This is a genomic window from Mangrovimonas sp. TPBH4 (genome assembly GCF_001280505.1).
Lineage (GTDB): Bacteria > Bacteroidota > Bacteroidia > Flavobacteriales > Flavobacteriaceae > Mangrovimonas_A.
Window position 1 is genome coordinate 161106 of the sequence record NZ_LBIO01000058.1, and the last position, 21786, is coordinate 182891.

23 protein-coding genes are annotated in these 21786 nt (G+C 37.3%); 10 read left to right on the plus strand and 13 right to left on the minus strand.

Features of this window, described 5'->3' with window-relative positions:
* Positions 1 to 14: 14 nt before the first annotated feature.
* On the plus strand, positions 15 to 632 hold the full coding sequence (locus ZA05_RS15045) for a MarC family protein (RefSeq protein ID WP_053992504.1): 618 nt from the start codon (positions 15 to 17) through the stop codon (positions 630 to 632).
* Positions 633 to 634: 2 nt separating this feature from the next.
* Here ZA05_RS15045 and ZA05_RS15050 read toward each other — a convergent pair whose 3' ends face one another.
* The gene (locus ZA05_RS15050; protein WP_053992556.1) at positions 635 to 1297 is read right to left on the minus strand and encodes an ABC transporter ATP-binding protein; all 663 of its coding nucleotides are present in this window, start codon (positions 1295 to 1297) and stop codon (positions 635 to 637) included.
* Positions 1298 to 1485: 188 nt separating this feature from the next.
* Between ZA05_RS15050 and folE the strand changes: the two genes are divergently transcribed.
* Together folE and ZA05_RS15060 are read left to right on the plus strand one after the other, a co-directional pair.
* Positions 1486 to 2082 carry a GTP cyclohydrolase I FolE gene (gene folE / locus ZA05_RS15055; RefSeq protein WP_053992505.1) on the plus strand — a complete coding sequence of 199 codons (597 nt, stop codon included), beginning with the start codon at positions 1486 to 1488 and terminating at the stop codon, positions 2080 to 2082.
* A 46-nt stretch (positions 2083 to 2128) separates the two neighbouring features.
* Positions 2129 to 2425, plus strand: coding sequence for a hypothetical protein (locus ZA05_RS15060; RefSeq protein ID WP_053992506.1), 297 nt, complete (start codon positions 2129 to 2131; stop codon positions 2423 to 2425).
* Between the two features lie 53 nt (positions 2426 to 2478).
* Here the strand turns inward: ZA05_RS15060 and ZA05_RS18375 are convergent, their stop codons facing one another.
* The 9 genes from ZA05_RS18375 to ZA05_RS15105 form a co-directional block, all read right to left on the minus strand.
* A complete protein-coding gene (locus tag ZA05_RS18375; protein ID WP_053992507.1) occupies positions 2479 to 3054 on the minus strand; it encodes a hypothetical protein in 576 nt (191 codons plus the stop codon).
* 12 nt (positions 3055 to 3066) lie between these two features.
* Complete coding sequence (locus ZA05_RS15070; RefSeq protein ID WP_053992557.1) at positions 3067 to 5469, minus strand: TonB-dependent receptor; 2403 nt, start codon at positions 5467 to 5469, stop codon at positions 3067 to 3069.
* A gap of 101 nt (positions 5470 to 5570) precedes the next feature.
* Positions 5571 to 5903, minus strand: coding sequence for a hypothetical protein (locus ZA05_RS15075; protein WP_053992508.1), 333 nt, complete (start codon positions 5901 to 5903; stop codon positions 5571 to 5573).
* 11 nt (positions 5904 to 5914) lie between these two features.
* A complete protein-coding gene (locus ZA05_RS15080) occupies positions 5915 to 6409 on the minus strand; it encodes a DUF6787 family protein (RefSeq protein ID WP_053992509.1) in 495 nt (164 codons plus the stop codon).
* 27 nt (positions 6410 to 6436) lie between these two features.
* Positions 6437 to 6868, minus strand: coding sequence for a DUF6146 family protein (locus ZA05_RS15085; protein ID WP_053992510.1), 432 nt, complete (start codon positions 6866 to 6868; stop codon positions 6437 to 6439).
* A 114-nt stretch (positions 6869 to 6982) separates the two neighbouring features.
* Positions 6983 to 7624, minus strand: a complete 642-nt coding sequence (locus tag ZA05_RS15090) for a DUF937 domain-containing protein (RefSeq protein WP_053992511.1) — start codon at positions 7622 to 7624, stop codon at positions 6983 to 6985.
* Positions 7625 to 7720: 96 nt separating this feature from the next.
* The gene (locus ZA05_RS15095) at positions 7721 to 8674 is read right to left on the minus strand and encodes a D-2-hydroxyacid dehydrogenase (RefSeq protein WP_053992512.1); all 954 of its coding nucleotides are present in this window, start codon (positions 8672 to 8674) and stop codon (positions 7721 to 7723) included.
* A 90-nt stretch (positions 8675 to 8764) separates the two neighbouring features.
* On the minus strand, positions 8765 to 9826 hold the full coding sequence (serC, locus tag ZA05_RS15100) for a 3-phosphoserine/phosphohydroxythreonine transaminase (protein ID WP_053992513.1): 1062 nt from the start codon (positions 9824 to 9826) through the stop codon (positions 8765 to 8767).
* A 175-nt stretch (positions 9827 to 10001) separates the two neighbouring features.
* Positions 10002 to 11060 carry an acyl-CoA reductase gene (locus tag ZA05_RS15105; protein WP_053992514.1) on the minus strand — a complete coding sequence of 353 codons (1059 nt, stop codon included), beginning with the start codon at positions 11058 to 11060 and terminating at the stop codon, positions 10002 to 10004.
* Positions 11061 to 11140: 80 nt separating this feature from the next.
* Between ZA05_RS15105 and ZA05_RS15110 the strand changes: the two genes are divergently transcribed.
* The 5 genes from ZA05_RS15110 (at position 11141) to ZA05_RS15130 (ending at position 17882) form a co-directional block, all read left to right on the plus strand.
* Positions 11141 to 11494, plus strand: coding sequence for a 4Fe-4S dicluster domain-containing protein (locus ZA05_RS15110; protein WP_053992515.1), 354 nt, complete (start codon positions 11141 to 11143; stop codon positions 11492 to 11494).
* Between the two features lie 138 nt (positions 11495 to 11632).
* Complete coding sequence (ychF, locus tag ZA05_RS15115) at positions 11633 to 12727, plus strand: redox-regulated ATPase YchF (RefSeq protein WP_053992516.1); 1095 nt, start codon at positions 11633 to 11635, stop codon at positions 12725 to 12727.
* A gap of 147 nt (positions 12728 to 12874) precedes the next feature.
* Entirely contained in the window at positions 12875 to 14731 is a 1857-nt protein-coding gene (locus ZA05_RS15120) for a DNA topoisomerase IV subunit B (protein ID WP_053992517.1), read from the plus strand.
* Between the two features lie 7 nt (positions 14732 to 14738).
* Complete coding sequence (locus ZA05_RS15125) at positions 14739 to 15218, plus strand: hypothetical protein (RefSeq protein ID WP_053992518.1); 480 nt, start codon at positions 14739 to 14741, stop codon at positions 15216 to 15218.
* A gap of 3 nt (positions 15219 to 15221) precedes the next feature.
* Entirely contained in the window at positions 15222 to 17882 is a 2661-nt protein-coding gene (locus ZA05_RS15130) for a DNA gyrase/topoisomerase IV subunit A (RefSeq protein ID WP_053992519.1), read from the plus strand.
* A 219-nt stretch (positions 17883 to 18101) separates the two neighbouring features.
* Here ZA05_RS15130 and ZA05_RS15135 read toward each other — a convergent pair whose 3' ends face one another.
* Genes ZA05_RS15135 through ZA05_RS15145 form a run of 3 tightly spaced genes read right to left on the minus strand, consistent with a single transcriptional unit; the run spans position 18102 to position 19727 of the window.
* The gene (locus ZA05_RS15135) at positions 18102 to 18899 is read right to left on the minus strand and encodes a TerC family protein (protein ID WP_053992520.1); all 798 of its coding nucleotides are present in this window, start codon (positions 18897 to 18899) and stop codon (positions 18102 to 18104) included.
* A gap of 3 nt (positions 18900 to 18902) precedes the next feature.
* Positions 18903 to 19289, minus strand: a complete 387-nt coding sequence (locus tag ZA05_RS15140) for a hypothetical protein (RefSeq protein ID WP_053992521.1) — start codon at positions 19287 to 19289, stop codon at positions 18903 to 18905.
* A gap of 33 nt (positions 19290 to 19322) precedes the next feature.
* Positions 19323 to 19727: a helix-turn-helix transcriptional regulator gene (locus tag ZA05_RS15145; protein WP_053992522.1), complete on the minus strand. Its 405-nt coding sequence runs from the start codon at positions 19725 to 19727 to the stop codon at positions 19323 to 19325.
* Between the two features lie 302 nt (positions 19728 to 20029).
* Between ZA05_RS15145 and ZA05_RS15150 the strand changes: the two genes are divergently transcribed.
* Entirely contained in the window at positions 20030 to 21172 is a 1143-nt protein-coding gene (locus tag ZA05_RS15150) for a M14 family zinc carboxypeptidase (RefSeq protein ID WP_053992523.1), read from the plus strand.
* Between the two features lie 73 nt (positions 21173 to 21245).
* Positions 21246 to 21725 carry an Lrp/AsnC family transcriptional regulator gene (locus ZA05_RS15155; RefSeq protein WP_053992524.1) on the plus strand — a complete coding sequence of 160 codons (480 nt, stop codon included), beginning with the start codon at positions 21246 to 21248 and terminating at the stop codon, positions 21723 to 21725.
* The last annotated feature ends 61 nt before the right edge of the window (positions 21726 to 21786 follow it).

Consider the following 21786-nt stretch of genomic DNA (forward strand, 5'->3'; position numbering starts at 1 on the left):
CACATATTAAATATATGGATACACTTTTACCTTTTACACTTACCGTTTTTACAGGTTTTTTTGCGATTATGAATCCTATTGCAAATGTGCCAATATTTTCTTCGTTGGTACAAGATGCAGATGAGGCTACCAAAAGAAAAATCAGTAAAAATGCAACCATCATTGCCTTTTTAATTGTGGTGATGTTTGTGGTGTTGGGTAAATTTATTTTTGAACTGTTCGGGATTACCATTCCCGCCTTTAAAATTACTGGGGGTATTTTGATATTTTTTGTTGGTTTTGAAATGCTTCAGTCCAAAAAATCGAGTGTAAAGCACTTAAAGGAAAATGCTGTAATCGATGAAAATATTGCCGTGTCTCCATTGGCGATTCCAATCCTTTCAGGGCCAGGAACCATTGTTACGGCCATGAACTTTGTGTCAAAGGGGGATTATGCCGAAATAGGAATTGTTATTGTAGTATTTGGATTTATCTGTTACCTGACCTATTGGGCTTTTAACATCAGTGACTTTATTGTTAGAAAGCTGGGCAACAATGTAATTACTGTAATTAGTAAGATAATGGGTTTGATTATTGCTATTATCGGTACCAGCATGATTATCCAGGGGATAAAAGTCGCATTCGAGCTTTAGGGTTACCCCACAATATTTCCATCAACCATCGTTAATTTTCTGTCCGCCATATTGGCCAAGTCCTCATTGTGGGTAACAATCACAAAGGTTTGCCCAAATTCATCACGAAGCCTAAAGAACAGTTTGTGAAGGTTTTCGGCCGATTCACTGTCTAAATTCCCCGAAGGTTCATCGGCAAAAATCAAGTCAGGGTTGTTTACCAAAGCTCTGGCTACGGCTACACGCTGTTGCTCACCACCAGAAAGTTCACTGGGTTTGTGGTCGTAACGTTCACTCAGTCCCAAAAAATCCAATAACTCTTTAGCGCGTTTTTCGGCCTGTGGTTTTGGGGTGTTTTTGATAAAGGCAGGAAGGCACACATTTTCCAAAGCGGTAAATTCAGGCAGCAATTGGTGAAACTGAAAAATGAAACCGATATGCTCATTTCTGAATTTCGCCAAAGCTTTATCGTTCAGCTTTAAAATATCCGTACCATTAATCAGTAAGCTATTGGTATCTTTTTGTGACGCCTTGTCCAAAGTTCCCAAAATCTGCAGTAATGTGGTTTTTCCGGCGCCCGAAGCTCCTACAATGGATACAATCTCGCTTTTTGAAATTGAGAGGTCCACACCCTTTAAAACATGTAGGTTATTGTAATATTTATGGATGTTTTTCGCCTCTATCATATTGTTGTGAATCATAGGGTGAAAATACTATTTTAAGGTGTGATGCACAATTAGAAATTCATATAAAAAGGAGGGAAGCTGTTGTATTGTGAAAATCATAACGTTCATATGAATGAAAGCTCTTGTAGTTGAATGGTTTAACTCGGTTATTTTGTTTATTTTTAAGGAAGTAAACTTATTTAAGCACCATGCCTTACGAAAAATTTGAAGAGTACAACATCCAAATTACCGATGATATTAAAGCTCGGTATAATGGCATTATCGAAGAATTAGGGGAAGATGTTAACAGGGATGGCTTGCTAAAAACACCTGAACGTGCTGCCAAGGCCATGTTGTATTTAACCCAAGGGTACTCTCAAGATGCCGCAGAAATTCTGAAAAGTGCCATGTTTAAGGAATCTTACAACGAAATGGTCATTGTTAAGGATATTGAATTGTATTCCTTGTGCGAACACCATATTTTACCGTTTTTTGGGAAGGCGCATGTAGCTTATATTCCAAATGGTTATATCGTTGGACTGAGTAAAATTCCTAGGATTGTGGATGTGTTTTCGAGACGACTTCAGGTGCAGGAACGCCTTACGGAGCAAATACTGGATTGTATCAATGATACACTGAAACCTCAAGGAGTAGCCGTGGTTATTGAAGCCTCCCACATGTGCATGATGATGCGTGGAGTGCAAAAACAGAATTCGGTGACGACCACTTCAGGGTTTCGGGGGCAGTTTGAAAAGATAGAAACCCGGAATGAGTTTTTGAAGCTCATTAGTGAAAAATTGTCATAGATTTCTTTTGGTATACTTCTTGCTTTCAGAAGGTTAAAACTATAAAATGAAATATAAAAATAATAAGCCATACGGTAAGTTGGCCTTGAGCATACTTTTGGATGCTATGGGGTATGTAAGTTTTGTTATTCCTGGCATTGGTGAGTTTGCCGATATCATTTGGGCGCCAGTTTCAGCATGGATCATGACCAAAATGTATAAAGGCCAAAAAGGGAGGATAGCTGCAGGCATTTCATTTGTAGAAGAGGCTATGCCTGGTTTAGATGTTATTCCAACCTTTACCATCATGTGGTTGTACACCTATGTTTTTAGTAAGAAGAAAGAAACTATCATAGAAGTTTAGTAAATGAAAAGAGCGGCTACTTAAGCCGCTCTTTTTTTCAAACTTTATGATATTTATTCAACTGAAATATTGAATGAAGTTTGGATATCGGTTTCCCCTCCAGCATTTGTAATATCTCCATCGCTAACACCTGTAGCATCCTTGTTAGGTTCGTGCCTTAAAATGATAGTCATTACACCTTCTAATGTAGTTGAAGTTTCAACGGTTTGGAACGTAAATTCTACTCCAATAGGGTTTCCGTCTGCATCGGAATCATTATAAGAAAAGGTTCCTAAATCATTGGTGGTAGTATAGAATATTTGGTGTTCATCACCTTCTTCTTCCACTTCTTCCGTGATGTCTTCAGCCGGCGATTCCAATTCATTCAAAAATTCAACAGAGCCATTGTAAGTGGTATTGCTAGCAAATGCTCCTGAAACAGTTACTACGGGTGCATCTGGGCCATCGCCATCCAAATCTTGGGTTTGCAATGTCACGGTAGTGCCGCCTCCAACTGGTACAAATGTAGCGGTTAGGGTAGTGATCACTTCCTCTTCGTTTACTGGAGCAGGAGTATCATCGTCACTAGAACAAGAGGTTACAAAAGGCGCAACAAATAATAATGGTAGAAATTTTAAAATAGTTTTCATAATTTTTTTGATTTAATAATTAAACTTTAATTGAACAGTTATATTCCTTCCAGTATCATCAGCAAAATACCTTAGTCTGTTCAAATATTCCCTGTAAGAGGTGTCAAATATATTTTCTACAGCAGCCATCACATTTAATGACATTTTATTCGAAATGTCGAATGTGGCATCTGCAGAAAGGTTAAATAAATTGTAAGCGGCAGGCGGCGTACTGATATCAACCAGCACATAACTATCGCTAGAAGCGATGTAAGTTTCAAAGCTGTAGTCTGGATACCTGTTTTGTTTGGCAACAAATTCATAATTTAAAGCAATGTTTAAATCTTTCCAATTGGCTTTAGAATACGAAAGTGTATTGCTCAGCCTAAACGAAGGTATATCAATTACCGGTAAATCATTTTTGGTATCCTGACCATAGACATAGGAAGATTTATTGTTGAAATTCCAATTATTGGACAACAGCACATCAAAACTAGCATCAATACCCGTGAGGATAGCATTGGTTTGAAAATACTCCCATACAGGAAAAGTACCGCGTATTGTGGCTTCTGTTCCCGTAGGTTTGATGTAGATGAAATCATTAATATGATTAAAGTACGCTTCTAGGTTCATTACAATTCTCTTGGTATTTAACCTATAGCTTAATCCCAGTCTATTGGAAATTTCTTTGTTGATTCTTAAATCTCCCAACTCAATCCTTGCTGCCGAGTGGTGCAAACCGTCGCTAAACAATTCTGATGGGTTTGGAGGGCGTGACGAAAGGCTATAGTTAAACGATACCTCATTTTTTTGGTTAAGGTTATATAACAAGCCCGTAGATAATGAGATGTTATGAAATGAAAACTTTGGATTTGTTAAAAGTTGTGTTCCCAAATCATCTATGATAATATCACTGAAATCTTCATCATAACCGCGCTCTTCCCATCTACTTGTCTTGTAGTACTTTTTGGCGTCAATATGGTTGTAATCGTATCTAACACCCAAGTCTCCTGTTAGTTTGTCGTTAAAATATGACTTAACTATACCGTAAATGCCAAAGTCAAGTTTTTCGTAATCAGGAATGAGTCGTCTTACCCCGGTATCTGGATTGGCAAAGTTGTCCTGAAACCTCCCTGAAACTCCAAAATCCATGATATAGCCTTCAAGTTTATCAACCCTAACATCGGTTCTTAAACTGTGCGTTTGAAGGTTAAGGTCCACCGCAGGTTTGTTTTTATCGCTTCCAACTCTTTTGTCGTATTCAAAGCGTTGGTTGTTCTGATAGTCGTATTGAAAGTTTAGCTTTCCAAACGATTTAAAACGCTTAAAACCTGTAGCTTTTAACAATGTATGGTTGACATCTTGTTTTGGAGCCTTGATCCTGTAACTGAAATCCTCATTTACCAAAGGTTCTCGGTTGTTTATAGCATTGACCAGATCCTCGGTATTACCAATGTGAGAGGCACTTAAAATACCTATTTCATTATCGATATGGCTTAAGTATACTTCAAAACCCTTTTCAAAGCTTTTAAAACCACCCTGCAAACTTGCCGAGAAACTTTTAGAACCTGTGTTGTTCAAGTAGTAATCTGGAGCTTTTAAATCGCCATTTTGCTTGTATCCCAAAACGCCATTTGCGTACCAGCCAGACTCAAAGGTTTTATGGAGTGAAGAACTGATGTTGTACCCCAGTCCATTGCTTTGAAACCCGGTGATAGTTTTACCAAAAAGCGAATCTACCAAATGCGGATGCTTAGGTTCCAAAATCACAACACCACCAATGGCATCACCTCCATAGGCCAAAGTGCCAGCTCCCTTAATCACCGAAATATTGTCAGCTGCATTGACATCAATATTTGGAGCGTGTTCAATGCCCCAATCTTGGTCTTCCATTCTAACGTTGTTATTTACTACAAGAACGCGGCTGCTGTGAAGCCCGTTAATAACAGGTTTTACTATTTTACTACCTGTAGTAATTGAGGTCACGCCGCTAACCTGTTTAATGACATCGCCTAAACTTCCCGAACTATAATCATCAATTACATCTGTTTTTATGATGGTTTCTTGGGCTGCCGTGGTTTTCTTTTTCACTTCAGCGCCTTTTACGACAATGGTTTCCAGTTCTTCAACATGATGTTCTAGATAGATGGTTCTTTCTAAATTTTCTATCAAATCAATCTCAATGGTTTTTGTTTCGCATGACAAATGCGAAAAAGTGATCTTGAGAGGTCCTCGGCATAGATTTTTTAGAATGAATTTACCATCCAGGTCAGTGGTTGTGTAAATATCCAACGATTCAACATGCACAGTTGCATCTATAATAGGCTCACCATTGTGGAAATCCACAATTTTACCTGAAAAGATAATATCACAATTTTGACCATGGACCAACAGTCCTAAAAGGGTGGTGATGGCAGTGATAAAGAGGTGTTTCATATTCTTTTTCATGACTAACCACACATTATGTATTTAAATAATGTGTTACTTATAACGTTTGCTAAGTAGTAAGTCCAGACTTTGGGTAAAGCTTGGCAGTGTTAGGCTAGTTCAGGAGGGCCACGTAACGAAAAAGATAATTGCTGATGATTGTATTTAAAGTTGTATAACTCAATAGAGGTTTCCTTTACAGGCACAATTTTTGGAACTATAAAACTGAAGCTTGTAAGAACAAAGGTGTTGTTTATTTTAAACTGGTAAAAGCTACAATCTTGGTCTAAGCTGTGAAGGTGTGCTTGACTTTCTCCTTTACAAACCTCATGATGGTGGTGGGTAAAAACGTGAGTTAACTTGGTAATATAAGGAAGCAACAATGCTACTACCAAAAGGGTAGTGGCTAGTTTAAAAACCGTATGTTGCTTTTGTTGTTGCATTTGTTAAAGCACTAATCTACAAACTTTCCCAATCCAAATCTACGTAACATTTTCTTTTCGAATTCCCAAAAGAACTGAAACTGTCCAAGCAGCCAACCAAAGGTTACCAAAAGAATTTGATAAAAAATGAGGCCAATGATAACAAATAATACCCAATACAGCACAGGATTTAAGTTTTCTTTAGTAATTCCGGCCCAGGCAATCAAAGGTCTTCCCACAAAAACAGAAGAGGAACCAGTAATGGCAAAAACAATAAAAATCCTTATCATTTCCCATTTATAGGTCACAATCCATTTGTGCTCCAACCGTTTAAAAATCCACAAAGTAAGCTTTAAAAGCGCGTAGAATATTATTAGACTAATAGGTAGTGCCAAAAGTAGGTTGGGACTTTCAAAAAACACGTTCGCTAATTTAAAACTACTGTAGAATAGGGCTATAAGTCCGAAAAGGGGAAATATCAATTGCCAATTGTTCTGTATTTCCCATTTTGCTTTGAATTTTTCCATAGACAAAATAATCTGCGCAAATATACTTTAAATTCTAGGAATAAAACCTGTTAATTGTTGCCGGTAAGTCAATTGAAAGTAAATGAAATAATTGTAGAGCTTATAGTTGACCTCGTAGCCGTAATCAATGTTGGATTCATAGTTTATTTGCATGCCATATAAATTAGGGTCATAAACTTGTGGTTGGAGTACTCTTTGGTTCCAAGAAACCACATATTGGTAGTTTCTTGTTTCCATAAATTCTTGAGAATAGTACCCTTCAGGCCTTGCCATGCTTCTCAGCCATGTGCTGAATCCAGGATCAAAAATGATGATTTCATATTCCAATTCGTCATTGGCAATTCTTACCGTATCATTTTCCGCTATTTGTGTATCCACTGTGCTGCTGGCTACTTTTTGGGTACTATGGCAACTATAGATTAGAATGGTGAGCAATATAATTGAAACAAAGGTTTTCATTGTTTTGAGTTTCTATTAAAGATACGAAAAAAGCCTGTAATTACCTTACAGAACAATCTGTAATAAAAAAGGCCAAGATGATTGTCTTGGCCAGAATTAATCTATAAAAGGTGGTTAGGTGTTTCCTTTCAGAATGTCCCCAAGCATTCCACCTAAGCCTCCCTTTGTTTTGCTGTTTCCTAAAACCATTCCTGCAATATCATCAATGGCACTGCCGTCTCCATCAGCATCCAAAACTGAGGTTAAGAAATCCTGTTCTCTATGTGCCGAACTACCTCCCAATAAGCCTCCTAACATGTCTGTGAGATCAGAAGAGCCTGAAACATTTCTTTGCCTAGATTGTTTTGCCAAATACCCCATAAGAATCGGTGCGGCAACTTTGAGAATATTGGCTATAGAGCTAGTGTCTATTCCGGATTGATGCCCTAGAACATTGGTGACGTTCTGCTGTTTTTCACCCAATACGTGACTCAATATCTTTTCGCCATCTGCAAGAACATTTTGGTCCACACCTCCTTTGAATAATCCTTCCAAATCATCCAAAAGGCCCGTTTCATGATGGTTGTTCAGGGCATTTAAAAGCCCTTCGGCACCTTGTGGTGATTGGGCATTGTTTTTCATGGCTTGTGTCATTAAAGGTAAAGCCATGGTGAGAATATCCTGTGTTTTGTCGGTGGGCTGGTTAGTGTGTTGGGAAAGGCCATTTACGATGGATTTTCCCAAATCCGAATTGAATAAATCTAAAATTCCGTCCATTATACTGTAGTTTTGATTGTGACTATAATGTACAAAAAAAAGCCTGTAAAAAATTGATTTACAGGCTTTTGTTAGTAAGTTTTTGTTTGTAAAATCCTATCCTCTAAGCAGTTGTATAATCTGTGCTGCCAATTCGGTTCCAATTCTATCTTGAGCCTCATTGGTCGCTGCTCCAGTGTGTGGCGTAAGCGATAGGGAAGGGTTCATAAGTAACTGAATTTCAGGTTTAGGTTCACTTTCATAAACATCCAAAGCGGCTCTTGCAACTTTTCCGCTATTGATGGCGTCAACAAGGGCTACTTCATCGATAATACCACCGCGGGCAGCATTTGCTATGATCACACCGTCCTTCATTTCATCAAATTCCTTTTTACCGATAACATATTCTTTTTGTGCAGGAACGTGAAGGGTAATAAAGTCTGACTGTTTTAGAACATCGTCCTTTGAAATGGTATTGATTTCAAAATTCAGTTTTTGGCCATCAAAAAAGTCCAATTCTAAATTTACGGTTTCCATAAAAGGATCGTAGGCTACAACTTTCATTCCTAGACCAATAGCAACTTTTGCGGTAGCTTGTCCAATTCTTCCAAATCCAAGAATCCCGATGGTCTTGCCTTTTAATTCAATGCCTTTGGAGTAGCTTTTCTTTAAATCCTTGAAGCGCGTATCTCCATCAAGAGGCATATCGCGATTGGAATTGTGTAAAAAGCGAGCCAAACCTAGCAAGTGAGCAAATACCAACTCTGCTACAGAGTGGGAGGAAGCTGCAGGCGTGTTGATTACGTGGATATCCTTACTGCGTGCATAGTCCACATCGATATTATCCATACCAACACCGCCACGACCAATGATTTTTATGCTTGGACAGGCATCAATTAAATCCTGTTTTACTTTTGTAGCGCTTCTTACCAATAATACATCTACTTCATTTTGGTTGATGTAATTGATTAATTGTTCTTGTGCAACGGTAGTGGTGCTTACTTCAAAACCGGCCTGTTCCAAGGCTTCGATTCCACTTTTAGAAATTCCGTCGTTAGCTAATACTTTCATGTTCTTATTTTAAAATATTAAAGCTTATTTTTTTGGTCGCAACCTATTTTGGTTGCTTTAAATTTTATTGAATTAGCAGCTAAAAACTTATTAAGCCTTACGTTCCAATTCACTCATTACTTCAACAAGCGTTGCAACACTCTCCAAAGAAAGTGCATTGTACATGGAGGCTCTATAGCCGCCTACGCTTCTGTGACCGTTGAGGCCATTAATTCCAGCTTCTTCAACCATGGTGTCAAAAGTTTCCTTTAAATCTTCATTTGTAAGGTTAAAGGTGGCGTTCATAAAAGAACGGTCGGTTTTAGTGGCAAAACCTTTAAACAAAGGGTTTAAATCTATTTCAGAATAAATAAGTTGAGCTTTTTTCTCGTTTATTTTTTCAATTTCCGAAATTCCACCAAGGTTTTTAAGCCATTCCAAAGTCAACATGGAAGTATATACCGCAAATACAGGCGGCGTGTTAAACATACTGCTTTTGTCAATATGTTGCTTATAGTCCATCATGGAAGGGATTTTACGGGACACTTTTCCTAAGATATCTTCCTTAACTACCACTAATGTAGTCCCTGAAGGCCCCATGTTTTTCTGGGCACCGGCATAAATTAAATCGAATTTACTGTAATCAAGAGTGCGGGAAAAAATGTCACTACTCATATCGCATACCATTGGTATTGGGCAGTCTGGGAATTCCTTTATTTGAGTTCCGAAGATTGTATTGTTTGATGTACAGTGGAAATAATCATAATCTGTTGGGATATCGTATCCTTTAGGAATATAATTGTAATTGGCATCTTTTGAAGAGGCCACCTCATAGATATCGTCGTAAATTTTAGCTTCCTTGATAGCTTTATCTGCCCAGGTTCCAGTATTAAGGTAACCCGCACGTTTTTCAAGCAAATTTAGAGCAACCATCAAAAACTGTGTGCTGGCACCACCTTGCAAAAACAGGGCTTTATAGCCTTTGCCTTCAAGACCCAAGAGTTCTAAAGCCAAGGCTCTTGCATTCTCCATAATATCGACAAAGGCTTTGCTTCTATGTGATATTTCAATAAGTGACAGGCCATTATCAAAATCCAATAAAGCTTCAGATGCCTTTTGGATCACTTCCCGCGGCAATACACATGGGCCTGCACTAAAATTGTGTCTTTTCATTTGTTGAATAATATTAAAATTGTGTTGTTAGAATGTATAATCTATAATGTAGTTTAATATATTGTTTAAGAGATTTTTGTGGTGAAAAATCCTTTTAGTTGTAATTTTTATTGTGTTGAAGGCAAAGTTGATAAATAATATTAAAAAAGGCGTTAATAAATTAATAATTTATCAGCTAAATTTGTAATAAAAATTCAATAGTATCTACATTATCGGCATAATCCCAAAGTTGTGGGTTTTGTGTCTGTCCGAAAGGGATTTCACCAGCCGTAACATTGTTGGAAACAATGCATTGAATGTTTTCTTTTTCAGCGGTTAGTTTATGCTTTAAGTCTTCGATGGAATCGTAATACTCGTAGAAAACCGTTGCAATAGGCGAGGCGTAATTTTCATCCTCTTTAATCATCAAAAATCCATTTTCCAAAATATCAAACTCACTCATTAAATATACCGCTTTATTGTAGTCGTAGTTATTGGCATATTTAGTTTCGTTGATTATAGGGTTCCAATCGTACATGGCTTGGAAAAAGGCATCAAAATCATAGTTTTTGGGGATGAACAATTTGGAAACATTTCTGCAGCCCAATCCGTAATATCTAAAGATGTCGTTGGATAACTCTTTGAGTTCTTCTTCGGTTTCATTACCTGTAAGAAGCGCTACGGAATTGCGGTTTTTTCTAATAATGGAAGGTTTGTCTTTAAAATAGTATTCAAAATAGCGAGCAGTGTTGTCGCTTCCGGTAGCAATAACGGCATCAAAATTCTCTAGTTTTTCTTCTGTAAAACTGATTTTTCCTTTGAAACCGGGCTCGACAAATTCCAAATATTTTGCCAAAAAGGGAAGTAATTGCTTGTCGTTACTAGATTGCTTTACCATAACATCATGACCAGCAATAAGCACCGAAACAAAGTCGTGAAACCCTACCAAAGGAATATTTCCAGCCATAATAATGGCCACTTTTTTAGAAGACTCTTGGTTGAAGTTATACTTTAACAACCATTTTTCAATATTACTTTTTGTCAACGAGTTAGACCATCCATTTAATGCGTAAACAATATTCTCTTTCGTAAACCAGCCATTGTGTTCATTGGCCAAATTTATTTGATGCTTGAAGCCTTCGAAGAAAAGATCGTTATGAGGAATATTTTCTTTTTTTATAAAATCAGATTGAGCAAACTGACTTAAAAAATCACCTAATTTTACGAATGCATCAATTCTTTCTGGTAAATTCATTCTGTGTTTGGTTATGAATGGTTTTGGCTTTATTTTTGTACAAAGTTAGAAAATTTAAACGCTGAAATAGAAAAAATGCTATGGCAATAATTATAACGGATGAATGTATAAATTGCGGAGCTTGTGAACCGGAATGCCCAAATACAGCTATATATGAAGGTGCCGACGACTGGAGGTACAATGACGGAACCAGTTTAAATGGGGATGTGATTTTACCTGACGGCAAGTCTGTAAATGCTGATGAGGCGCAGGAGCCACTGAGTGACGAAATATACTATATAGTTCCAGATAAGTGTACCGAGTGTAAGGGATTCCATGAGGAGCCTCAATGTGCTGCGGTATGTCCTGTGGACTGTTGTGTTCCAGATGATGACAATGTGGAAACAGATGAAGAATTACTAGGAAAACAACGCTTTATGCACCCTGAAGATTAATTCGAACACAATTTTTAGAATACATCTTTAAATCCTGAGAACAACTCAGGATTTTTTGTTTAATACATCGTATAATTGGTTAACTTTGCGCCGCATTTCCACTGTGGTGGAAAGTTACAAATGAACTAATACTATTATATGAAAGCAGGAATTGTAGGATTGCCTAATGTGGGTAAATCAACCTTATTCAATTGTTTGTCCAACGCCAAGGCGCAAAGTGCAAACTTTCCATTTTGTACCATAGAACCTAACGTTGGTGTGGTAAACGTGCCGGATCCTAGATTAGAAAAATTGGAAGAATTGGTTAAGCCTGAAAGGGTGATGCCAGCCACAGTAGAAATTGTAGATATTGCTGGTTTGGTAAAGGGAGCTAGTAAAGGAGAGGGCTTAGGAAATCAATTCTTGGCAAATATTCGCGAAACAGATGCCATACTTCATGTGTTGCGTTGTTTTGAAAATGATAATATTGTACACGTAGACGGTAGTGTAAATCCAATTAGAGACAAGGAAACCATTGATATGGAGTTGCAGTTGAAGGATTTGGAGACTGTCGATAAGAAGTTGGATAAAGTGAAGCGAGCTGCCAAAACAGGGAATAAGGAAGCGCAGAAGGAAGAGGCTGTTTTGCTGGCGATAAAAAAAGGATTGGAAGCAGGGCTTTCTGTTAGAGCTTTGGAGTTTGAAGAGGATGATTACAATGATTATGTAAAACCATCACAATTAATTACAGATAAGCCGGTTCTGTACGTGTGTAATGTAGATGAAGGATCAGCTGTTTCAGGAAACCAATATGTGGAACAGGTGCGGGAAGCTGTAAAGGATGAAAATGCAGAAGTGCTAGTGTTGGCAGTAGGGACCGAAGCAGATATCAATGAATTGGATGACTATGAAGAGCGTCAGATGTTTTTGCAGGATGTTGGTTTGGATGAACCGGGATCTTCAAAATTGATTCGTTCTGCTTATAAATTATTGAACCAACAAACGTATTTCACCGCGGGAGTAAAAGAAGTGAGAGCTTGGACTGTAGATATTGGTGCTACAGCACCTCAAGCAGCGGGAGTGATCCATACCGATTTTGAAAAAGGGTTCATTAGAGCTGAAGTAATTGGATATGACGATTACGTAAGCTTCGGTAGTGAAGCCAAAGTGAAAGAAGCGGGTAAAATGCGCGTGGAAGGAAAGAATTATATTGTAAAAGATGGAGACGTTATGCATTTCTTGTTTAACGTTTAAAACTATTTTTCTTACAAATCTAAAAGCCAATATTCTAAGGGATGTTGGCTTTTTTATGTGTAATTTGTATCCGTTTATTTCGGATTTTTGCGCCGAAATATTATATTAGCAACTAACTCAAAAAAAATAATTGCACAGGCTTGTTATATGATTGAACAAACCAATTACACCGAAGACAATATTCGCTCACTCGATTGGAAAGAACATATCAGGATGCGTCCTGGAATGTATATCGGGAAGCTTGGTGATGGCTCTTCTCCAGATGATGGTATTTATATCCTTTTGAAAGAGGTGTTGGATAACTCTATTGACGAGTTTGTCATGGGAGCAGGAAAGACCATCGAAATTTCCATTCAAGGGAATAAGGTGATTGTACGTGACTATGGTCGTGGTATTCCATTAGGGAAGGTTGTGGATGTTGTTTCAAAAATGAACACAGGAGGGAAGTACGATTCCCGAGCCTTTAAAAAATCGGTTGGATTAAACGGAGTTGGTACCAAGGCGGTAAATGCCTTGTCGGTTTATTTTAGGGTAGAGTCTACCAGAGATGGAAAGTCTGCTTCTGCGGAGTTCCATCAAGGAAACCTTACCAACGAAGAACTACTGGAGGACACCTCTAGACGTAAAGGAACCAAAGTTTCCTTTGTTCCGGACGATACCATTTTCAAGAATTATAAGTTCAGAAGTGAGTATGTAGAGAAAATGCTCCGCAACTATGTGTATCTTAACCCGGGGTTGACCATAGTTTTCAATGGAGAAAAATTCTATAGTGAAAACGGATTGAAGGATTTATTGGGAGATAATACCAATGAGTCTGATCTGGCATATCCAATCATTCATTTAAGAGGTGATGATATAGAAGTTGCTTTAACTCACAGTAAAACGCAATATAGCGAAGAGTACCACTCGTTTGTTAATGGGCAAAACACCACACAAGGAGGAACGCATTTAGCCGCTTTTAGAGAAGCTTTGGTAAGAACCTTAAGGGAATTCTTTGGAAAAAACTATGATGCTTCGGATATTAGAAAGTCTGTGGTTTCAGCTATTTCCATCAAGGTTATGGAGCCTGTCTTTGAGAGTCAGACCAAAACCAAATTGGGGTCTACCGATATGGGTGGCGATTTACCTACGGTAAGAACTTATGTAAACGACTTCTTAAAAACACATTTAGATAATTATTTACACAAGAACCAGGAAACGGCCGATAGAATCCAAAGAAAGATTCTTCAGGCAGAGCGGGAGCGCAAGGAGCTTTCTGGAATCCGTAAATTGGCGAAGGACAGAGCTAAAAAAGCTAACCTTCATAATAAAAAGTTGCGTGATTGTAGGATTCATTTTGGGGATACAAAAAATGAACGCAATCTAGAGACTACGCTATTTATTACCGAGGGGGATTCGGCATCTGGAAGTATCACAAAATCTAGAGATGTGAACACCCAAGCGGTATTTAGTTTGAAAGGGAAGCCTTTGAACTGTTATGGGTTGACTAAAAAGATCGTTTACGAAAACGAGGAATTCAACTTGTTGCAAGCAGCTTTAAATATTGAAGAGTCTTTAGAAGACCTACGTTATAACAATATTGTAATCGCCACCGATGCCGACGTGGATGGGATGCACATTAGATTGCTATTGATTACTTTCTTTTTGCAATTTTTCCCGGAAGTCATTAAAGAAGGTCATTTGTACATATTGCAGACGCCTTTGTTTAGGGTGCGTAATAAAAAGGAAACCATCTATTGTTATTCTGATGAAGAACGGCATTATGCCATTGATAAATTAAAGCCAAAACCAGAAATCACCCGATTTAAGGGGCTTGGTGAAATCTCACCCGATGAATTCAGGCATTTTATAGGGGAAGACATCCGTTTGGATCCTGTAATGTTGGATAAGGACAAGTCTATAGAAGAACTTTTGGCGTTCTACATGGGTAAAAATACACCGTCTAGACAAGAATTCATCATCAACAATCTTAAGGTAGAGTTAGACGTAGTGGAAGAAAAGTAGGGGATCTATGAGAACCAATAATGCTAAAGTCAAGAATGTTATCATTTCGGTATATTTTATACTGATTGTTCTTGCCATACTTTTAGCAACGGTTTTTAGCGCTTTTTCAGATGTGAGCGACAATCCGTTTGTCACCTTTACTTTGGTTACCGGAGGTTTTATAGCGCTCTTTTCTATTGTTTACTATATATCCAGATATTTTGAATATGATAGTGATGGTGTTAAAGTAGTGGTTATCAATAGAGGGTTGTTGTTGGCGGACTATTTTAACTATAGGGAACATAAAGTGGAATTTACCAAAGAGCAGTTGGTAAGATTTCGAATCAACAATTTTATAGTGTATAAGTCCTTGTCGCTTTACATCAAAGATAAGCGCGGAAATATAAACAAAGAAAGCTTTAATATCACTTTGGTATCTCGAAGAAAGCGGAAATACATTAAGCAATCTTTGAGCAAAATGATTAAAGTAAATAGAAAATCTAAATAATTAATGACAGAAGATAACGACGATTTGCTAAATAATGAACGAGACGATCAACAGGAAACCATTACCCGGGTTACGGGGATGTACAAAGATTGGTTTCTAGATTATGCCTCGTATGTAATTCTAGAACGGGCAGTCCCTGCGATAGAAGACGGCTTTAAACCCGTACAGCGAAGAATCATGCACTCCATGAAAGACTTGGATGATGGTCGTTATAATAAAGTAGCCAATATTGTTGGACACACCATGCAGTATCACCCCCACGGGGATGCCAGTATTGGAGATGCCATGGTACAAATTGGCCAAAAGGATTTATTGATTGATACTCAAGGAAACTGGGGGAATATCTTAACCGGTGATGGTGCTGCGGCTTCCCGTTATATTGAAGCTCGTTTGTCAAAGTTTGCCTTGGATGTAATCTACAATCCTAAAATTACCGAATGGCAGGCTTCCTATGATGGAAGGAGAAAGGAGCCCATAAACCTGCCGGTAATGTTCCCATTGTTGTTGGCGCAGGGAGCAGAAGGTATTGCCGTAGGATTGTCTACAAAAATTTTACCACACAACTTTATCGAACTTATTGATGCTTCCGTGAAGCATTTAAACGGGAAGCGTTTTACTATTTTTCCAGACTTCCCAACCGCAGGAATAGCAGATGTTACCAACTACAACGACGGTAACCGTGGAGGCCGTGTTAGGGTAAGGGCGAAAATTTCCCAATACGACAAGAACACGCTGGTTATAACAGAGATACCATTCGGGACTAACACTTCTACTTTAATAGATTCTATTCTTAAAGCCAATGATAAAGGCAAGATTAAAATCAAAAAAATAGAGGATAATACAGCTGCCGAAGTTGAAATTTTGGTGCATTTGCCAGCAGGAATTTCTCCTGATAAAACCATTGACGCCTTGTATGCATTCACCAATTGTGAAATGTCTGTCTCACCATTGGGTTGTGTTATTGAAGACAACAAACCACTCTTTATTGGGGTGTCGGAAATGTTGAGGCGCTCTACAGATAATACTGTTGAATTGTTGAGACAGGATCTTCAGATCAAGTTGGAAGAATTTGAAGAGCAGTGGCACTTTGCATCCTTGGAGCGTATCTTTATTGAAAACAGGATTTATCGGGATATTGAGGAAGAAGAAACTTGGGAAGGTGTTATCCAGGCGATTGACAAAGGACTAGAGCCTCATGTGAAGCATTTGAAAAGAGCTGTAACCGAGGACGATATTGTACGTTTGACAGAAATCCGAATCAAGCGTATTTCTAAATTCGATATTGACAAAGCACTTCAAAAAATAGAAGCTCTTGAGGGGCAGATTGCAGAAGTAAAACATCATCTTGCCAATATTATAGACTATGCGATTGCTTATTTTGAAAGACTTAAAAAAGAGTACGGGCCAGGGAAAGAACGTAAAACTGAAATCCGTGTATTTGATGATGTTGACGCCACAAAAGTGGTAATAAGAAATACAAAATTGTATGTCAATAGGGAAGAAGGCTTTATAGGAACATCGCTTAGAAAGGATGAATATGTCTGTGATTGTAGCGATATCGATGATATCATTGTTTTCACAGGTGATGGAAAAATGATGGTTACCAAAGTGGACACCAAAACCTTTATTGGTAAGGATATTATCCACGTTGCAGTATTTAAGAAAAAGGACAAACGTACTATCTATAACATGATGTATCGCGATGGTAAAGGCGGTCCAGCATATGTGAAACGTTTCGCTGTTACTTCAATTACCCGTGATAGAGAATATGATCTTACCAATGGAACTAAGGGCTCAACATTGTTGTATTTTTCTGCCAATCCAAATGGTGAGGCGGAAGTTGTAACTGTATTGTTGCGCCAAGTAGGTAGCATCAAAAAGCTAAAGTGGGATTTGGATTTTGCAGATATCTTGATAAAAGGAAGAGCTTCCAAAGGAAATTTGGTGACAAAATACTCTGTTAAGCGTATAGAATTGAAGGAGAAAGGTGTATCTACCTTAAAACCTCGCAAAATTTGGTTTGACGACGCTGTCCAACGTTTAAATGTAGATGGGAGAGGAGAATTACTAGGAGAATTTAGGGGTGAGGACCGTATTTTGATCATTAATCAATCCGGTATTGTAAAAACTATCACTCCGGAATTGACAGCTCATTTTGATAATGATATGATCATTATGGAAAAGTGGATTCCTAAAAAGCCTATTTCTGCTATTTACTATAATGGTGAAAAGGAATTGTATTATGTAAAACGATTTTTTATAGAGAATGAAGGTCGTGAAGATAGTTTTATTCCAGATCACCCAAATTCGCAATTGGAAATAGTGTCTACAGATTGGAAACCAATGGCAGAAATTGAGTTCACAAAAGAAAGAGGGAAAGACAGAAAAGAAAATCTTCAGGTGAACCTTGAGGAGTTTATAAGTGTGAAAGGAATTTCGGCTCTAGGAAATCAGTTGACCAAATTCAAAGTAAATCAAATTAGCTTGCTGGATCCTTTACCTTATGAAGCTCCAGAAGAGGTTCATGCCGACGACTTGGAAGTGGTAGATGAAACTAACGTGTCCGACAAAAAAGAGGAGGCTAATAATGAAGGCGCTTCAACTTCAAAAGATAATACCGAAATAGATAAGGAAGATGATCAAGGGCAAACAGCCTTGTTTTAAATTCATCTAAAAATTAAAATTGAAAAAGGGTCAAATCTGTTTAATGATTTGACCCTTTTTTTTTTTTGGTTTGAAGTAGTGATATAACCCCCTTGCTATATTTTGCATATTCGGAGGTTTGTTCGATACAAATTCAAATACGCGAATTATAAGCAAGTGTGAAAAATTGGTCTTATTTCGTTTTCAAGGCAATTTATACTGAAAAGAAAATTCTCCTTTTTATTTTTGACGTATCTTTTTTTTGGAAGTTTTAAAATTCAATAATTCTACAAAGAGAGAAAATGCAATGGCGAAATACAAATAGCCTTTTGGAATGGCTCCAATGGTTTGGTCAAATATTGAGGTGTGAGATAAATGTGCAGCTTCGGTAATGAGCATAAACCCAATCAAGATAAGAAAGGCTAGTCCTAAAACTTGCATACTCGGGTGATTGTCGATAAATTTTCTCACTGGGTTAGCAAACAGAATCATAATTCCTATGGAAATTACAACAGCAATAACCATCAACATTAGGGCGTAATTATGATTGGGGTGTAAACCATTTGTCATTCCTACTGCGGTCAGGATGGAATCTATGGAAAAAATAAAATCGATAATTAGTATTTGGACTAATGCCTGGGACAATGATTTTATAGTTTTAGACTTTACCGATTGTTCGTCATGAGAAGGATTTTCCACTTTTTCACGAATCTCAGAGGTGCTTTTGTAAATCAAAAATAAGCCTCCGGAAAATAAAATTATAGCTTGCCAACTAACACCAATATGTAACCAACCAGTATCAATGATATAAAATGGCTTGTCTAAACCAATTAAAAATGACACAAAAAACAACAGTACAATACGTTGTATCATTGCTAATAAAAGGCCAATGTTAGTGGCTTTTGAACGTTGGCTGTCAGGTAATTTATTAGCTGCTATAGAGATGAACACGATATTGTCTATACCAAGGACAACCTCAAGAAAAGTGAGGGTGAGTAGCGCCATAATGGCTTCCCCGGTTAACAAAAACTCAAGCATTGGTTAGTCAATTTTTTGGGCAACACCCTTAACAACTCTGTCCGGGCGATTGCTTTCTTTTACGGCATATTTATATTCAAAGGTGTAGCTATCGTTGGTTGTACTGACTATTTTCATGTGGATCGATTTCTTTTCCTGATTGGATTTAGGATGCAGATTAGTTAGGATAAACTCGCAATCGTTGATCCATCGCACGGAAGAGGAGTCTATTCTACCATCAAAATAGTCAATGCTATAGGCTTCTGTACGTACAAACTTTCCGGTTTTTTCAACGCCATCTTCCAGATAATTAAATTGGAAAGTCCCTGTTTTATAATCTGAACAATTGCGTTCTACATTAAAACAACTGGTAAAAATCAAGCAACTTAAAAGGGTATAAAATATCTTCATTATTTAGATTTCGAACAAAATTACTAAATGATTTTATTCTTTATGGTATTCCTTGAAGGTTCCATCTGTATAAAATATAACGATACGCTCAATAGCCTTATTAGTTTGTTTTTCCGTATAAGCTGGAGTCTGTTTAGGATCTTCATTTAACTCAACCTCACGCTCCACAATAGGGAGGGAGGTCTGTCCTGAAATAGGAGGAGCCATAGGTTTCGAAGGAAATACGCCTTTCCCATTCAAGAGCCAATACAATTCCACTTCGGGAAATGCCTGCAGAATTTTAAGGACAAAATCTAGACTAGGTTTGTTTCTTCCCGATAGTATATGTGAAATACTGGAGCGTTGTACACCCACTTTTTCAGCGAATGAAGAGGCGCTTTCTCCGTAATATTGAATTACTTTTTGTAGGCGTTTAACAAAGTCATCGTTGTTTATCATTGTAAACAATAAGTTCTATAAGGGTTCGTTACAAATGTAAAATAATATTGGTTACAATGGTGAAAAAAGTTGAAACCACACTAAGATATCTTAGTATTTAACTTTAATTAACAGACTTTAATTAACAGGAATTCAATGATTTATATCTACCGGAAGAATTTGATTAAATTATTCATAATCATTACATATAAACAGCCTTTTAGCCACCATGAAACTGTTACAAAAGTATACTGAATACATTAATTCGTCTGTTTACACTTGTAAATATTCCTTTGTTTACCTTTGTAACCTAAAATTTGAAGATGACAATAGATACCCTATCTCAGGAATACGATTTGATTTGTGAAAAATCACTACATCATAGATATATCAATAACTCTTCCATAGAACCTTTACTTAAACAGCTCCCTTCTCTGTTTAAGGTGGAAGTAATTGGAAAATCGGTTAAGGGACGAAACATTTATTCTGTTACTTTTGGTCATGGCCCTAAAAGACTTCTGTTATGGTCCCAAATGCACGGGAACGAAAGCACTACTACTAAAGCTCTATTTGATGTGTTTAACTTTTTTAAACAGCCATCAGAAGCTGGCTCAAAACTATTGGATCATTGTACCTTTAAAGTAATTACAATTCTCAGTCCAGATGGTGCTGAAGCCTACACACGAATAAATGCCAACCAAGTAGACCTTAATAGAGATGCTCAAAACCTTACGCAGCCCGAAAGTTTAGTACTGAAACACTGTTTTGAAGCCTTTGATCCTCATTATTGCTATAATCTACATGGACAGCGTACCATATTTAGTGCAGGAGCTAGTGATAATTCGGCTATAGTATCCTTTTTATCCCCATCCCAAGATAGGGAGCGGTCGTTGACTCTCAATAGAAAGGTGGCTATGGAGATTATCGGAGAAATGAACAGGCATTTACAAACCGTTATTCCTAATCAAGTAGGAATTTATGATGATAGTTTTAATATAAACTGTGTAGGGGATACGTTTCAAAATTTGGGAGTTCCCACCATATTATTTGAAGCAGGTCATTATCCGGGTGATTACCCTAGAGAGGAAACCAGAAAGCTTATTTACTATGCTTTAATGTTGTCTTTTCATTATATCGCTTCTAATGATATAAAAGGAGAAAATTACGAGTTATATTTAACGATTCCCGAAAACCAAAAACTTTTTCATGACATTATCATAAGGGATGCCCTTGTGGATGGAAAAATTTGCGACGTCTGCATCCAGTATGAGGAGCAGCTGGAAGAAATAAGTGTTAAATTTACACCTAAAATTGCGCGCTTCTCGGAATGTGGAGAATTGCATGCTCACAAAGCTTATAATGCTAACAAACAGAGGGTGTTAACCCCTGAAAACACAGAGCTTCAGGAGGGGAGCGAAATCGATTTCGTTTTCATTGAAAATCATAAAATATCATTAATAATGTAAAAAAAATGTGATATACTGTATTATCTTCAAAGAAAATCTATTATTTTTGTTTTAAATTTAATAGAACTTAAATATGGCTAAATTCAAATTAGACGAAATCGATCACCAAATTTTGGATATGTTGATCGATAATACTAGGATTCCCTTTACAGACATCGCAAAAAAATTGGTTATTTCCGCAGGAACTGTTCACGTGAGAGTTAAAAAAATGGAGGAAGCAGGGATTATCCAAGGGTCTTCATTAACATTGGATTACAAAAAACTAGGATACTCATTTATTGCCTACGTAGGTGTGTTTCTACAAAATACGTCTCAAACCAAATTTGTATTGGAACGTATTAATCAAATTCCATATGTAACTGTAGCGCATATTACAACTGGAAAATTTAATATTTTCTGTAAGATTAGAGCAAGAAATACAGATCATGCCAAAGACGTAATTTTCATGTTGGATGACATTGATGGTGTTTACAGAACGGAAACCATGATTTCTTTGGAAGAAAGTATTAATGATAAAAAACGTTTGATGCATACAATTTTTAATGAATTGTAATAAGTTAAATAACGTTACATTTTTTTTAGAAAAGAGCTATTGTTAAGTATTAATGATAGCT